Source organism: Kaistia defluvii, assembly GCF_026343955.1.
Lineage (GTDB): Bacteria > Pseudomonadota > Alphaproteobacteria > Rhizobiales > Kaistiaceae > Kaistia > Kaistia defluvii.
The window spans coordinates 1-13,944 of record NZ_JAPKNI010000019.1 but is presented as its reverse complement, the minus strand read 5'-3'; the positions used below and the strand labels follow the sequence as shown (position 1 = coordinate 13,944).

Below are 13,944 nucleotides of genomic sequence, written 5' to 3'. Positions count from 1 at the left end.
ACAAACAAAACCCCGCCGAGCCAAAAGCCGGCGGGGTTTTGCCGTTCTGAGGCATAGCCCAGAGCGCGGGCGCGGGAGGTAAGAACCAGGCGCCAGATCGTTCCGGTGTCGGGACAGGCGTGCACTTCCACCGGCGATCCGCGTGAAAGCCAGGCCATGGAACGCGCCGCGTCTTGCCGGAAAGGGCTGCAACCAGATGCGGCCGGCGCATCAGGCGGCGTCGACGGTCAGCGGCAGCATGCGTTCGCGAGAAGCGGCGAGTAGGCGGGTCATCGCATCGGCGGCCTCCTTCGGCCGGCGGGCGACGATCGCGGTGCGCACGGCGTCATGCAGCGCGATATCCTCGTTGGGCTGCGCCGCATGTTGCTGCAGCATTTCCGACGAGACCCGCAGCGCCGACTTGACCGCGCTGCCGATGGTGACGAAGAGGCCATTATGCGAGGCGTTGATCACGGCGAGGTGAAAGCCAAGCGCCGATTCCGACGTCGCCTTGATCGGCAGCTTGTGTTCATAGGCTGCGACCAGTTCGTGGAAATAGTGCTCGATCTTGGCCAGGTCGTCGGCTGTGCCGTCGCGCGCTGCCAAAAAGGATGCGCGTGGCTCGAAGCAGAGGCGCATCTCGAAAATGTCCTCGACGATCTTGTGGTCGAACTGCGCCTGCAGGCGCCAGGCGAGCACATCGCGATCGAGCAGATTCCATTCGGCAAAGGGCAGGACCCGCGTGCCGATCTTGGGCGACACCTCGATCAGCCGCTTGCCCGCCAGGCTCTTTACCGCCTCGCGGATGGTCGTCCGGCTGACGCCATAGGTCTGGCACAGCTCGCTTTCGATCGGCAGCGATGTCCCGGGCACGAATTCGCCGGAGACGATCCGGACGCCAATATGATTGGCGACCTGCGCGCTCATCGTCCCAACCGGTAGAAGCTCGCGCTCCAGCATCACACCCTCTCCCGCCAAGTGTCATCCCTTTACGCGGTTTTGCTTCGATAGGCCAAGTCCCCGCTTCGGATCCGAAGCGAGGGGCGGTTCGGGGTGTTGCGCGCTCGCCATGAGCCGATTGACAAACCCCGAGATCAAAACCATGATCGACGCATATGATAATACCATTGAGGCCGCCCTGGGGAGGGGGCTCGTTGGGAAATCGTATGGGAGGCTGCTGCCGGGACGTTTTTTTCGGCAGACGGACAGGCCCGGCCCGGCTTCGGGGAGCCGCGCGAAGCGCGTCGAAGCGGGGTGAGGCAGGCAAGGGCACGGAAGGCCGGGCCCGCGCCGGAATCGGAAATGCTGTCGTTCCAGCAAGGACGACATCGAAACAAAAGGTCGCCGGAGGACGGGTCTTGTTGCGAGATCCGAAGGTGCGACACAGCGGAGGAATCGCGATATGCGGAAATTGATGACGAAGGCCCTCGCCACGGCGGCGCTGCTGGCCATGACGGCGGGCGCGCAGGCGAAGGAGACGGTTGTCTGGTGGGACTTCCTCTCCGGCGGCGACGGCGTCCGGATGAAGTCGCTGATCGACGAATTCAACAAGTCGAACCCGGACATCGAGATCCAGGCGACGACGCTCGAATGGGGCGTTCCGTTCTACACCAAGGTCCAGACTTCGGCGGCGGTCGGCGAAGGTCCCGACGTCATGACCTATCACCTGTCGCGCCTGCCCCTCGGCGTCGATTCGGGCGTGCTGCGCGAAATCACGCCGGACGAACTCAAGGCGGCCGGCATTGACGGCGCCAACTACGCTCCCGCGAACTGGAAGGCGGCCCAGGTCGACGGCAAGCAGTATGCGATTCCCTTCGACATCCATTCGATCGTGCTGTTCTACAACAAGGACGCGCTGAAGAAGGCCGGCCTGCTCGGCGAGGACGGCAAGCCGAAGGGCTTGGATGGCATCGAGAACTTCGACGCCGCGCTGAAGAAGCTCAAGGATGCCGGCTATGACTACGGCATGTCCTTCCAGACGGCCGGCGACGGCGGTGTGTGGCGCGTCTTCTATTCGCTGTTCAACCAGCAGGGTGGCGAATTCTACAAGGACGGCAAGTTCCTCGACGGCGACAATGTCGACAAGGCGGCCAAGGCGGCCGGCGCGATGGCCAAGTGGGTCTCGGACGGCGTCGTGCCGAAGCAGACCGACTACAATCCCTCGATCGCCCTCTTCACCTCCGGCAAGGCCGCGACCCTGATGAACGGCGTCTGGGAAGTCCCGACGATGGCCGACCTCGCCAAGCAGGGCAAGCTCGGCTTCGAGTGGGGCGCGGTCCAGATCCCGACCCTCTTCGACAAGCCCGCCACCTGGGCGGATTCGCACGCCTTCGCCATTCCCGACCGCAAGGGCAAGGAAATCTCGCCGGAGAAGCTGAAGGCCGTTCTGACCGCGATCAAGTGGATGAACGAGCACTCGATCAGCTGGGCCAATGCCGGTCACATCCCGGCCTATGTCCCGGTGACCCAGACCGACGCGTTCAAGACCATGGAGCCGAACGCGACCTATTCGACGCTGGCGGCCACCGCCGTGTTCGATCCGACCAGCAAGCTCGCTGGCGTCGCCTCGCCGGTCTATGAGGCCTCCGCCAACAACATCACCACGGTGGTGAATGGTGACATGGAGCCCCAGGCGGGCGCCGAGGGCCTGCGCGACGAACTGCAGGGACTTCAGGACTAGTCCTGAACTATCGACGCTTCACGACCCGGCCGGTTCGCCGGCCGGGTCACCCGCCTTGAAGCCTGGAAGCCTCCCATGCACACCAAATCACGCGATAACTGGGTCGCGGCGGCCTTTGTCGCCCCCTTTGTCATCGCCTATCTCGTCCTGTTCCTTTACCCGACCGTTCGGATGGTGATCCTCACCTTCACCGATGCGCCGCTGATCGGCGCCGGGAAATGGATTGGCTTCAAGAACTATCAGAGGCTCTTCAACGACAAGGCCTATCTCAGCGCTGTCTGGAATACGGGCTATTTCGTTCTGCTGACGGTTATCCCGAACACGCTGCTTGGCCTCGTCTTCGCAATGATGGTCAATCGGCAGAAGGGCTATGTCCAGAGCTTCATCCTGGCGGCATTCTTTCTTCCCTACATCCTCCCGGTCTCCGTCGTGTACCGCATCTGGGAATGGATGATGGACTATCAGTTCGGCATTGCTCAGCACGCGCTCGACGCGTTCTATGGCGAGCGTGTTGCGGTCTTCCGCAACAAGATCTGGGCCATGCCGATGATGGCCTTCGTGACGATCTGGTGGACGATCGGTTTCAACGTGCTGCTGTTCATCGCCGGGCTGCGAAACATCTCCCAGGACATGTATGACGCATCGGCGCTCGACGGCGCCAAACGCTGGAAGCAGTTCCGCTACATCACTTGGCCCCTGATCTGGCCGGTGACGGCCCTCGTGCTGACGATCCAGCTGATCCTGCAGCTCAAGATCTTCGACCAGATCTACCTGCTGACACTGGGCGGCAACGTGAACAACACGATGGTGCTGGTTCAGTACATCTACAAGCAGGCGTTCCAGCTCAATAAGGGCGGCTATGGCGCGACGGTTGCGTTCTCCCTGTTCGCGATCATCGTCGTGGTGTCCGTGTTGCAGTATCAGGCTCTGAGGGCGAGACCGCGATGAATCTTCTCAAGATCGATTTCGCCGGGCGCCTGATCACGCTGGTCACGCTCGCCATCGCCATCGTCTGGGCGTTCCCTCTTTACTGGGCCGTCATAACGACCCTGAAGCCCGAATTCGAGGTGGCGCAGCCGGGGCTCAACCTGCTGCCCAAAACCTGGACGCTCGGCGCCTATACCCATGTGCTGACGACGACCAAGATCGGCCAGTGGTACGTCAACTCCGTCGTCGTCGCGGTGTCGGTGACCGTGCTTGTCGTCATGATGGGTGCGCTCTGCGGCTATGCGCTGTCGCAGCTGAGGTTCCGCGGCCGGACCGCGCTGTGGTTCACCGTGCTGGCGAGCTTCATGGTGCCGATCCAGGCCCTGATCGTCACGCATTTCGTGCTGATGAGCCAGTTCGGGCTGATCAACTCGTGGCTCGGCATTGTCCTGCCGCAGCTGATCGTTCCGGTCGTCGTCATCGTCTACAAACAGTTCTTCGACAGCGTGCCGAAGGACTTTCGTGAGGCCGCGCGCGTGGATGGGGCCAACGAGTTCGACATCTTCTTCCGCATCTACCTGCCGATGAACTGGGGCGTAACGACCGCGCTGGCTATCATCACCTTCATCGGCGCCTGGAACGCCTTTCTGTGGCCGTTCCTCGTCTCGACCGCGGATGACACGATGACGGTCACGGTCGGTATCACGATGGTGAAGGAAAACTTCGGCGTCCAATACGCCCGAAACCTCGCCGCCGCCGTGCTCGCGGCGCTGCCCGTCGCCATCGCCTACCTGGTTTTCCAGAGGCGCGTGACCCAGGCGATCATGCTTTCCGCCGGCATCAAGGGTTGACGCCGGACCCTTCAACCTCCGCCGCGACCGGGCCCCGGAACGGGATCGCGGCGGTTTCCTTCACGACCAAGCCGAGAGCTTCCATCCCATGTTGAACGCCAGACTCATCGTTGACCGCGACTTCGTCGTATCCGAACTCGACCGACGCATCTTCGGCACCTTCGTCGAGCATATGGGCCGCTGCGTCTATGGCGGCATTTACGAGCCGGGCCATGCCACCGCCGACGAGGACGGCTTCCGCGGCGACGTGCTGGAGCTGACCCGCGAGCTCGGCACGACCATCATCCGCTATCCCGGCGGCAACTTCCTGTCCGGCTATAACTGGGAAGACGGCGTCGGCCCGGCCGACAAGCGCCCCGTCCGCCGCGACCTCGCCTGGTTCTCGACCGAGACGAACCAGTTCGGCACCAACGAATTCATGAAGTGGTCGAAGAAGGCCAATATCGAGCCGATGTTCGGCGTCAATCTTGGCACCAAGGGCGCCGACGAGGCGCGCCAGTTCCTCGAATACTGCAATCATGAGGGTGGGTCGGCCCTGTCGGACCTCCGCAAGGAGCATGGCTACGAGAAGCCGCACGACATCAAGTTCTGGTGCCTCGGCAACGAGATGGATGGTCCTTGGCAGATCTGCCACAAGACCGCGGAAGAATATGGCCGGGTCGCGCTCGAAACCGCCAAGGTGATGCGCTGGGTCGATCCGACCATCCAGCTCGCCGCCTGCGGCTCGTCGCACCGCAACATGCCGACCTATGGTTCCTGGGAATACCAGGTCCTCGATCACTGCTATGACGAGGTCGACTTCATCTCGCTGCACACCTACTTCAACAACCATGCGGATTCCGCCGCCGAATATTTCGGCGTCATCGAGCTGCTGGATGCGTTCATCAAGGAAGTCGCGGCGATCTGCGACGCGGTCGGCGCCAAGCGTCGCTCGCACAAGAAGATCATGCTGTCGCTGGACGAATGGAACGTCTGGTACAAGACGCACAAGATCGAGAACATGCGCGTTCCCGGCTGGCCGGAAGCCCCGCCGCTGATCGAGGAAGTCTACAACACCGAGGACGCGCTGATCGTCGGCGGCGCCCTGATCGCGATGCTGAACAACGCCGACCGCGTCAAGGTCGCCTGCCTGGCGCAGCTCGTGAACGTCATCGGCCCGATCATGACCGAGACCGGCGGCGACGCCTGGCGCCAGACGATCTTCCATCCCTTCGCGCTCGCCTCGAAGCACGGCCATGGCCGCGTCCTGCGCAGCGTCGCGGAATCGGATTCCTACAGCGCCAAGACCTTCCCGGAGATCCCGTATCTCTATGCGACCGTCATCGACAACCCGGCCGACGGCACCACGACGGTGATCGCGCTCAACCGCAGCCTGACGGATTCGATGGAGGTCGAAGTCGAGCTGCGCGGCCTCGGCGCCGATCGCGAGCTGGTGCACGCGACCGAGCTGCATCACTCGAACCTCAAGGCAGTCAACACCAAGGACGCGCCGAACACCGTCGCGCCCAAGGCCAACAAGGACGTGACGATCAATGGCGAGCGGATGACCGTCCGCCTGAAGCCGGCTTCGTTCAACGTCATCACCACGAAGGCGACGCCGGCCGGCAACGCCTGAGCCTGACGCCTCCTGAACGCCCAACCGCGCCCGCATCCTCACCGATGCGGGCGTTCTTTTTTCCGGGCCGGCTTCTTGTGCGATCGCCTGAGCCGGCATCCGCGTCGCCAAGAAATCGCCTCGGCCCAATCGGTCGCGTTGCGAAAACGGCCCGGCGACCCTATGACATCGGCATGGCCATCATCGATCTCGCCAATCCGACGCGCTTCATGTCGCTGACCGATCGCCTCCTGCCCTGGCTGTGGGGCGCGACGGTGCTCGTGCTCGGCACGGGTCTCTATCTGGGCCTGTTCGTCGCGCCGGCCGACAATCTGCAGGGCGAGACCTATCGGATCATCTTCATCCATGTGCCGGCCGCCTGGCTCGCCATGTTCGGCTACGGCATGATGGCGGCCGCCGCGCTCGGCACGCTGATCTGGCGCCACCCGCTTGCCGATGTCGCGGCGAAGGCGACGGCGCCGGTCGGCGCCGCCTTCACGCTGATGGCGCTGATCACCGGTTCGCTCTGGGGCAAGCCGATGTGGGGCACCTGGTGGGAGTGGGATGCCCGCATGACCTCGGTGCTGATCCTGTTCCTGATGTATCTCGGCCTGATCGCGCTGTGGAACGCCATCGAGGATCCAATCAAGGGCGGCCGCGTCGCCGCCGTGCTGATCCTCGTCGGCTCGGTCAATCTGCCGATCATCAAGTTTTCCGTCGATTGGTGGAATACGCTGCACCAGCCGGCCAGCGTTTTCCGGATGAGCGGTTCGACGATCGATCCGAGCATGCTCTATCCGCTACTGATCTCGGCCGTCGGGGCGACGCTCCTATTCCTCGGCCTCAGCCTGATGGCGATGCGCAACGAAATCCTGCGCCGCCGTATCCGGGCGCTGCGCCTCGTCGCTGCGGCAAGTCCGGTGGGAGCCGCTGCATGATCGAGTCCCTCGGGCCGCATTCCGGCTTCATCCTCGCCGCCTATGCGGCCAGCGTGATCATCGTGTTCGCCGTGCTGGGCTGGATCCTGGCCGACGGCGTGCTGCTGCGCCGCCAGATGCGGGATCTCGAGGCGCGCGGCATCCGTCGCCGCTCGGCCCGCAAGGCCGCCACCGCGAACGCCAAAGTCTCGTCATGACCGCAACGGAGGCGAAGCCCGCGCGCTCGCTCGGACGACGGCTTGCCATCGCCGCGCCGATCGCCGCCTTTGCAGCGCTGGCCGTGATCTTCGTCATCCGGCTGGAGCAGGGCGGCGACCCGTCGCTGATCCCCTCGGCGTTGATCGGTCGCGCCGCGCCGGCCACCGTCCTGCCGCCGCTGGAAGGGCTCGACCGTCCCGGCATCGATACGGCTGAGCTCGCCGGCAAGGTCACGCTGGTGAACATCTGGGCGTCGTGGTGCGTGCCCTGCCGGGAGGAACATCCGATCCTCGAGAAGCTGGCGGCAGACGGCCGGATCAACCTGGTCGGCATCAACTACAAGGACAAGCCCGCCAATGCGCGCGGCTTCCTTGGCCAGATGGGCAATCCCTATGCCGCCGTCGGCGTCGACGAGAAGGGCCGCAGTTCCATCGACTGGGGCGTCTATGGCGTGCCCGAAACCTTCCTGGTCGGTCGCGACGGCAAGATCCGCTTCAAGTTCGTCGGCCCGCTCAGCGAGGAGAGCCTGTCCTCGGTGCTGATGCCGGAGATCGAAAAGGCGCTGGCCGCGTCCTGATCGGCGCGCCTTCTCTGCCCCTTCCGCATGGCGTGGCGATCGAACTGATCAGCCGGACGCGGCGTTTCCAAGCTCGACAATGCCCGCGGCCGTCGGCAGATCCGTGAAGAGGTGGGTGGCATAGCCGCCCTGCAGCGCGGCGGCCATGCCGACGATCTTCTCGGCGCCGCTGGAAACCAGGATGCCGGTCGATAGCCCGCGGATCTTGTCCGGCGTCAGGCCGATCATCCGCTCGTCCAGGCGGCCGGGCAGGTGGTTGCCCGCCTTGTCGATGAAGCGGCTGCAGATCAGGCCGACCGCGCCGCGCGCCCGATAGTCGGCGAGATCGTCAGGGCCGGCGATTCCGCTCGTCACGATATGGCTGTCGATCTCGCAGGAGCCGACCGCGAACAGCGCCTTGTTGATGTGGTCGAGTTCGCAGAGCTGGGCGGCGATGACGCTTTCGCGCTGCAAGGCTTCCGCCATCGCCGCGCTGGAGACGATCGCCGGCACATGCAGGTTGACGCAGCGGCCGCCGAAGGCGGCGGCGATGCGCGAGGCGCAGCTTTCGGAATCGAAGCCGTAGGGCGAATTGACCGCTCCCACCATCTGCACCACCGTCAGGTCGGGGATGGCTCGCCTCGTCACGTGGTCCGACAGCGTGAAAACGGTCTGGCCCCAGGCAACGCCGAGCGTATCGCCGGGCTCCAGCAGGTCGGGCAGGCAGCGCGCCGCGAGAAGGGCCGCCCGCTCCAGCGAGAAGGTGTCGCCCGGCGCGATCTGGACATCCGCCAGGCCGTAGCGCTCCTGGAGCGTGCGGGCATAATGGTGACGGCCGAAGCTCTTCGGGTCGAGCCGCACCTCGACGATGCCCCGTTCGCGCGCCTGCTGCAGATAGCCGACGATCGAGCTGCGCGAGACGCCGAGCGTTTCGGCGATCTCGCTCTGATTGCGGTCTTCGTAATAATAAAGCCAGGCCGCCTCGAGGATCAGATCGTCCGGAAGCCGCGGCGTGCGCCCGGTCGGCTGCGTCTTTTTCGGTGGCAAGGCTGGCTTCCTTCAGCGCGGTTCGTCGCCCGAGTATGCCCGACAGGTTCGGTCAAACCAGGGCCTCCTCGTTCTTCCCCATGAATGTGAAGAGAACAAGAAGCGGCAGAAAGGTCAGCAGGATGAGGACGCTGCCCAGCGCCGAGGCGACGCCGAAATTGCCGTTCACCACCTCGTTGAAGATCTCGATGCTGACGGTCGCGGTCGAGCCCGATTGAAGGATCAGCGTGGCGCTCAGTTCGCGGATGGTGTTCGACCAGGTCAGCAGAACGCCGGAAAGGATCGCCATCGAGAGCAGCGGCACGGTCACCTTGACGAAGGTGACCGCCGGCCCGGCGCCGAGATTGACCGACGCCTCCTCGGTATCGCGCGACAATTGCTGCAGCGAGCTGGCGGAGGAGCGCACCGAGAAGGGCAGGCGGCGGATGAAATAGGCCATGATCAGGATCAGCGCCGTCCCCGTCAGCGCGAAGGGCGGATGATGATAGGTCACCACCAGCCCCACGCCGAGCACGATGCCCGGGACGGCATAGGAAAACATCACGATGGTGTCGAGCAGCGCGCCGATCCGTCCCGGCCGCCGGACGATGATATAGGCGATGAGCGTACCGACCACGGCGCAGGCCAGCGTCGCCGTGCTGGTGAACAGGATGGTGTTCCATAGCGGGCGTGAGATCGTTCCCGCGATGCGGCGGTAGTTTTCGAGGCTGAGTTGCGCCGTCAGCACCGGCCCGTTCGCCTTCAGGAAGGACGAGATGACGATGTTCACGAGCGGCAGGATGGCGACCGCCATCAGGCAGTAGACATAGGCGGCGGCTGCGAGGCGCTTCGCCGGCCTCGGCTCCTGCATGGTGAGCGGACGGATCGCCGATGTCGCGTGCGAGAAGCGCGCCGACAGCCAGCGCTGCAGCAGCAGCGCTCCCGTCGTCACCGCCAGCAGCAGTACCGAAAGCGTGCTCGCCAGCACCGGCTGGCCGCCGAAATCATTGACGAACTCGCCATAGATCAGCAGCGGCAGGACGCGGAATTTCTCGCCGAGGATCAGCGGCGTACCGAGATCGGTGAAGGCGGCGACGAAGACGAGCAGGCCCGCCGTGGTGATGGAGGGGAGCAGCAGCGGCGCGATCACCTTCACGAAGGTGGCGAACTCGCCGGAGCCGAGATTGCGCGCCGCGTCCTCGACGCTCTGGTCGATCGACTTGAGGCCAGACGAGACGAGCAGGAAGACGAACGGGAAAAACTGCAGCGTGAAGACGAAGATGATGCCGGGGGCGCCATAGATGGACGGCAGCGGAATGCCGTACTCGCCGAAGAACCGGGTCAGCACGCCGCTGCGGCCGAGCAGGATCACCCAGGAATAGGACCCGATGAAGGGCGGCGAGACGAAGGTCAGCACGACGATCGTCTTGATCAGGCTGCGCGCCCAGATGTTGTAGCGGCTGACGAAATAGGCGGCGGGAATGCCGACCAGCAGCGCCAGGACGGTCGCACTGAGGCTGACGATGAACGAGTTGATCAACGAGCGGTAGTAATACGGCTCGGAGAAGAACATGGCGTAGTTCTCGAAGACGCTCTTGCCCGCCTCCGTGCCGGAGAAGCTGAGCCCGATGATGTTGTAGACCGGCAGCAGCAGCAGCAGCGTCGTGATGACGAGGGCGCCCACCGTGACGAGCGGCCAGAAATCGAACAGCCGCCCGATCGCGACCTGCATCCGGCCGGGCGCGTTTGGCGAGGTCGAGAGGGTCGTCATGCGCGTGCCTCGGGCTTGAAGGTCCGCACCGCCTGGAGGGGAACATCGAGGCGGAGCGGACTGCCTGCCTCCGGCATGTCCATGCCGCGCCGCCCCTGCAGCGAGACCGTGATCGGCTTGTCGGCGCCGATCTCGACCAGCAGCTTCACCGTGCCGCCCAGGAACTGGATGTCCGTCACCGTGCCGTCGATGCCCGTCTCACGCGCGCCGCCAGGGGCGCCGAGATCGATGTCCTGCGGCCGGATCGAGACCAGGCATGGCTGGCCGGCCGCGTCGACGCCGCCCATGCCGCGCACGCGATGGCCGCCGGGAAGCTCGATCAGGCTGCTGCCATCGGCGTCGCGGGCGATGACGGTTCCCGGCAGCAGATTGTTCTCGCCGATGAAGCCGGCGACGAACAGCGTCTTCGGCTCGGCATAGATCTTGTGCGGCACGTCGAGCTGCTCGATCCGGCCCCGGCTCATCACCGCGATCCGGTCCGACATCAGCAGGGCCTCTTCCTGGTCATGCGTCACATAGATGGTGGTGATGCCGATCTGGCGCTGCAGGCTGCGGATCTCGCTCCGGAGATGGATGCGCATCTCGGTGTCGAGATTGGAGAGCGGCTCGTCCATCAGCAGGACGTCCGGCTGGATGACCATGGCGCGCGCCAGCACGACGCGTTGCTGCTGGCCGCCGGAGAGTTCGCGCGGTCGCCGATGGGTGAGATGGTCGAGCCGCACCAGCTCGAGCATGCGCTTCACCTCGCGATCGATCTCCGCCTTGCCGCGCCGCCGGGCGCGCAGCCCGTAGGCGACGTTGTCGAAGACGGTGAGATGCGGAAAGATCGCGTAGTTCTGGAACACCATGCCGGTATTGCGCTGATGCGGCGGCACGTCGTCGATGATCTTGCCGTCGAAGCGGATGTTGCCGGATGTCTGGCGCATGAAGCCGGCCACCATCCGCAGCAGGGTGGTCTTGCCGCAGCCGCTGGAGCCGAGCAGGGTGAAGAACTCGCCCTTGGCAATGTCGAAGCTGACATTGTCGACGGCGGTCGAGTCGCCGAAGCGCTTGGTGACGGAATCGATCGAGACGGAGGTTGTCATCTTCGCGCATCCTGATTGCGTGAGCGGCCGCATCCCGCGCGGTGCGCGCGCGAGGGGGAATCGGAGCGGTGCGGCGGACCGGCGAGGCGGCCCGCCGTCTCGCGGCGTTACTGGGTCTTGACGATGATCTTCTGCATCCGGGCAAGGATGTCGGCGCGTTCGGCGCTCGCCCAGTCGCTGTCATAGTCGATGATCTTGATCTCGCTCAGCGGCTTCATCCGGGGATGGTTCTGCACGCCCTGGCGCGTCGGGCGACGGCCGGGGAAATGCTCGACCAGCTTCCGTTGCGCTTCCTCGGAGAGGATGTAGTCGGCGAACAGCTTCGCGGCGTTCGGATTGGGCGAGCCCTTGACGATGAACATGCCTTCCGGCTGCGCCAGCGTGCCATCCTCGGGATAGATGATGTCGGCGGTGTCGGCGAGAACGTAGTTGAACGCCGCCTCCTCATAGGTGACGCCGATCGGATATTCGCCGCGCCCGACCTGCTGGAAGACCAGGCTCGATTTCAGCACGATGTTGGTATTGGCCGTCATCGCCTCGACAAGCGTCCAGGCCTCGTCGCCGCGGCCATAGATCATCAGCCAGGTATTGAGCGCCGCCAGCGACGAACTCGACTTGGACGGGTCGGCATGGACGATCTTGCCATGCCATTTCGGGTCGGCCAGATCGCTCCACTTCTTCGGCGCGTCCTCGGGCTTCACCTGCTCGCGATTGGCCATCAGCACCATCAGGCTGGCGGCGAAGGGCGTATTGTAGCCCTTCTTGTCGATCATTGCCGGCTCGATATGGGCGAGTTCGGGCGACTGGTACGCCTCGAACAGTTCGGGGGCCGAGGCGCCCGTATCGGCGAAGCCGCCCCAGAGCACGTCGGCACCGGGCCGGTCCTTTTCGGCGCGGATGCGGTTGAGCAATTCGCCGGTGCCGGCCTTCACCGTCGTGACCTGGATGCCGTATTTGTTGCCGAATTCCTGGGTGAAATAATCCACCATTTCGGACGGATGCGACGCGTAGACGACCAGTTCCTTTTCGGGCTCGCCACGGGCGACCGTCGCGCCTGCCGTTCCGGCGAGCAGCGCCACGCCCGCCGCGGCCAGGGTCTTCTTCCAGATTGCCGATGTCATCTCGTCCTCCCAGACCAATGAGCCGGCGAAGGCCGGCATGCCGGATCTCCTCCCGGCTAAGCAATCCTACCGGCTCATTGACACATGTCAAATCATGGTGACATTTGTCTATCGAATTTAAACGGGGAGCCGGATGCGACGATGCGGGACCAATTGATGGAGCTGGCCGAGGCGGCGGGACGGATCGCGCTCGCCTATTTTCGCGGCGCCGGGGCCGAGCCGGGTGTCGAGGAGAAGGGACCGCTCGACCTCGTCACCCGGGCGGACCGCGAGGTGGAGGCGTATCTGTTCGCCGAACTGCAGCGCCTGTTTCCCGAAGACGGCATCTGTGGCGAGGAAGGGTCGGCGATCCGTCCGGAGGCGCCCCGGCAATGGGTGCTCGATCCGATCGACGGCACGTTCAACTTCGTTCGCGGCATCGACGCCTGGGCGGTTTCGATCGGCCTGTTCGAGAATGGCGCCCCGGTCTTCGGCGTGATCCATGCCCCGGCAAGGGGCGAGACGCTGTCTGGCGGTCGCGATGCCGAGGTGCTGTTCAATGGCCATCCCCTGCCGCCGCTGCCACGGCTCGATCGTCGGCGGGGCGTGATCGCCGTCGGGTTCAGCACGGATACGCCGCTCGACAAGGAAATCGCGGCGATCCGGGCGATCGTCGGCGATCTCAAGATGACCTATCGCCATTGCGGCTCGACGACCGCTGCCTTCTTGATGCTGGCGGCCGGCCAGGTCGACGCCTGCCTCGGCTTTGGCGTGCGGAGCTGGGATGTGATGGCTGCCCTGCCGGCGATCGAGCGCCTGGGTGGCGTGTCGACGATCGACTGGAGTGTTTCCGATCTGATGCAGAAGTTCGATTACCTGGCGGGTTCGCCGGAGGCAGTGGCGCTGGCGCGGCCGCTTCTCGGCTGGCGGCCTGCCTGAACGACCCGGCGCCAGAGCCCGAAGCGGTCGTTTCGGCCGCTTCGGGCTTTCTTTCTCTCTTTCGCCGGTCGCGCTGCCGCACGGCGCAGAGAACGGGCTCACGGTCCTGGCTTGCGAACGACGAGTCTTGGCGGCCGACATGGTCGCGGGCTCCGCGCCGGATCAAATCTTAACGAACGTTAATCTTTTCAGGCGCTTAGCTGTATCCGGCGGGATCCCGCGGTTTCCAGCGTCCGTGCGCTTGCCTTGTCCACAGGGTTTGGTGCGGCTTTCGGGATCTGGTTCGAATTGTTCGGATTT

Annotated in this window: 13 protein-coding genes; 8 read left to right on the top strand and 5 right to left on the bottom strand. The window is 64.6% G+C overall.

The features are described from left to right. Nucleotides 1-210: 210 nt before the first annotated feature. Complete coding sequence (locus OSH10_RS22860) at nucleotides 211-939, bottom strand: FadR/GntR family transcriptional regulator (RefSeq protein WP_266335078.1); 729 nt, start codon at nucleotides 937-939, stop codon at nucleotides 211-213. A 442-nt stretch (nucleotides 940-1,381) separates the two neighbouring features. Here OSH10_RS22860 and OSH10_RS22855 point away from each other — a divergent pair, with 442 nt between their 5' ends. The 7 genes from OSH10_RS22855 (at nucleotide 1,382) to OSH10_RS22825 (ending at nucleotide 7,744) form a co-directional block, all read left to right on the top strand. After that, nucleotides 1,382-2,659: an extracellular solute-binding protein gene (locus OSH10_RS22855; RefSeq protein WP_266335076.1), complete on the top strand. Its 1,278-nt coding sequence runs from the start codon at nucleotides 1,382-1,384 to the stop codon at nucleotides 2,657-2,659. A 75-nt stretch (nucleotides 2,660-2,734) separates the two neighbouring features. Continuing rightward, the gene (locus OSH10_RS22850; RefSeq protein WP_266335074.1) at nucleotides 2,735-3,607 is read left to right on the top strand and encodes a carbohydrate ABC transporter permease; all 873 of its coding nucleotides are present in this window, start codon (nucleotides 2,735-2,737) and stop codon (nucleotides 3,605-3,607) included. Then, complete coding sequence (locus OSH10_RS22845) at nucleotides 3,604-4,437, top strand: carbohydrate ABC transporter permease (RefSeq protein WP_266335072.1); 834 nt, start codon at nucleotides 3,604-3,606, stop codon at nucleotides 4,435-4,437. Before OSH10_RS22850 ends, OSH10_RS22845 begins: the two co-directional genes overlap by 4 nt. Nucleotides 4,438-4,528: 91 nt before the next feature. Next, nucleotides 4,529-6,052 carry an arabinosylfuranosidase ArfA gene (gene arfA / locus OSH10_RS22840; RefSeq protein ID WP_407660750.1) on the top strand — a complete coding sequence of 508 codons (1,524 nt, stop codon included), beginning with the start codon at nucleotides 4,529-4,531 and terminating at the stop codon, nucleotides 6,050-6,052. 173 nt (nucleotides 6,053-6,225) lie between these two features. Further along, complete coding sequence (locus tag OSH10_RS22835) at nucleotides 6,226-6,969, top strand: heme ABC transporter permease (RefSeq protein WP_266335068.1); 744 nt, start codon at nucleotides 6,226-6,228, stop codon at nucleotides 6,967-6,969. Further along, entirely contained in the window at nucleotides 6,966-7,166 is a 201-nt protein-coding gene (gene ccmD, locus OSH10_RS22830) for a heme exporter protein CcmD (protein ID WP_266335066.1), read from the top strand. Before OSH10_RS22835 ends, ccmD begins: the two co-directional genes overlap by 4 nt. Next, nucleotides 7,163-7,744: a DsbE family thiol:disulfide interchange protein gene (locus tag OSH10_RS22825; protein WP_266335064.1), complete on the top strand. Its 582-nt coding sequence runs from the start codon at nucleotides 7,163-7,165 to the stop codon at nucleotides 7,742-7,744. The genes ccmD and OSH10_RS22825 overlap by 4 nt, the downstream gene beginning before the upstream one ends. Nucleotides 7,745-7,792: 48 nt before the next feature. Here the strand turns inward: OSH10_RS22825 and OSH10_RS22820 are convergent, their stop codons facing one another. From OSH10_RS22820 to OSH10_RS22805, 4 genes are all read right to left on the bottom strand, one after another. After that, nucleotides 7,793-8,770 (bottom strand): sugar-binding transcriptional regulator, encoded by a 978-nt coding sequence (locus OSH10_RS22820; protein ID WP_266335063.1) that lies wholly within the window; start codon nucleotides 8,768-8,770, stop codon nucleotides 7,793-7,795. A gap of 52 nt (nucleotides 8,771-8,822) precedes the next feature. Then, on the bottom strand, nucleotides 8,823-10,520 hold the full coding sequence (locus tag OSH10_RS22815) for an ABC transporter permease (protein WP_266335061.1): 1,698 nt from the start codon (nucleotides 10,518-10,520) through the stop codon (nucleotides 8,823-8,825). Beyond that, nucleotides 10,517-11,605, bottom strand: a complete 1,089-nt coding sequence (locus OSH10_RS22810; RefSeq protein ID WP_266335059.1) for an ABC transporter ATP-binding protein — start codon at nucleotides 11,603-11,605, stop codon at nucleotides 10,517-10,519. Before OSH10_RS22810 ends, OSH10_RS22815 begins: the two co-directional genes overlap by 4 nt. A gap of 107 nt (nucleotides 11,606-11,712) precedes the next feature. Beyond that, on the bottom strand, nucleotides 11,713-12,765 hold the full coding sequence (locus tag OSH10_RS22805; RefSeq protein WP_266335057.1) for an extracellular solute-binding protein: 1,053 nt from the start codon (nucleotides 12,763-12,765) through the stop codon (nucleotides 11,713-11,715). Nucleotides 12,766-12,867: 102 nt separating this feature from the next. Here OSH10_RS22805 and OSH10_RS22800 point away from each other — a divergent pair, with 102 nt between their 5' ends. Then, nucleotides 12,868-13,644: an inositol monophosphatase family protein gene (locus OSH10_RS22800; protein ID WP_266335055.1), complete on the top strand. Its 777-nt coding sequence runs from the start codon at nucleotides 12,868-12,870 to the stop codon at nucleotides 13,642-13,644. Nucleotides 13,645-13,944: the final 300 nt, after the last annotated feature.

Excerpts from the sequence above, each read along its gene's own strand:
- OSH10_RS22850 (WP_266335074.1), top strand. The coding sequence starts at position 2,735 with ATGCACACCAAATCACGCGATAACTGGGTCGCGGCGGCCTTTGTCGCC.
- OSH10_RS22855 (WP_266335076.1), top strand. The coding sequence starts at position 1,382 with ATGCGGAAATTGATGACGAAGGCCCTCGCCACGGCGGCGCTGCTGGCC.
- ccmD (WP_266335066.1), top strand. The coding sequence starts at position 6,966 with ATGATCGAGTCCCTCGGGCCGCATTCCGGCTTCATCCTCGCCGCCTAT.
- OSH10_RS22845 (WP_266335072.1), top strand. The coding sequence starts at position 3,604 with ATGAATCTTCTCAAGATCGATTTCGCCGGGCGCCTGATCACGCTGGTC.
- OSH10_RS22825 (WP_266335064.1), top strand. The coding sequence starts at position 7,163 with ATGACCGCAACGGAGGCGAAGCCCGCGCGCTCGCTCGGACGACGGCTT.
- OSH10_RS22815 (WP_266335061.1), bottom strand. The coding sequence starts at position 10,520 with ATGACGACCCTCTCGACCTCGCCAAACGCGCCCGGCCGGATGCAGGTC.
- OSH10_RS22835 (WP_266335068.1), top strand. The coding sequence starts at position 6,226 with ATGGCCATCATCGATCTCGCCAATCCGACGCGCTTCATGTCGCTGACC.
- OSH10_RS22805 (WP_266335057.1), bottom strand. The coding sequence starts at position 12,765 with ATGCCGGCCTTCGCCGGCTCATTGGTCTGGGAGGACGAGATGACATCG.
- OSH10_RS22800 (WP_266335055.1), top strand. The coding sequence starts at position 12,868 with ATGCGGGACCAATTGATGGAGCTGGCCGAGGCGGCGGGACGGATCGCG.
- OSH10_RS22810 (WP_266335059.1), bottom strand. The coding sequence starts at position 11,605 with ATGACAACCTCCGTCTCGATCGATTCCGTCACCAAGCGCTTCGGCGAC.
- OSH10_RS22860 (WP_266335078.1), bottom strand. The coding sequence starts at position 939 with ATGCTGGAGCGCGAGCTTCTACCGGTTGGGACGATGAGCGCGCAGGTC.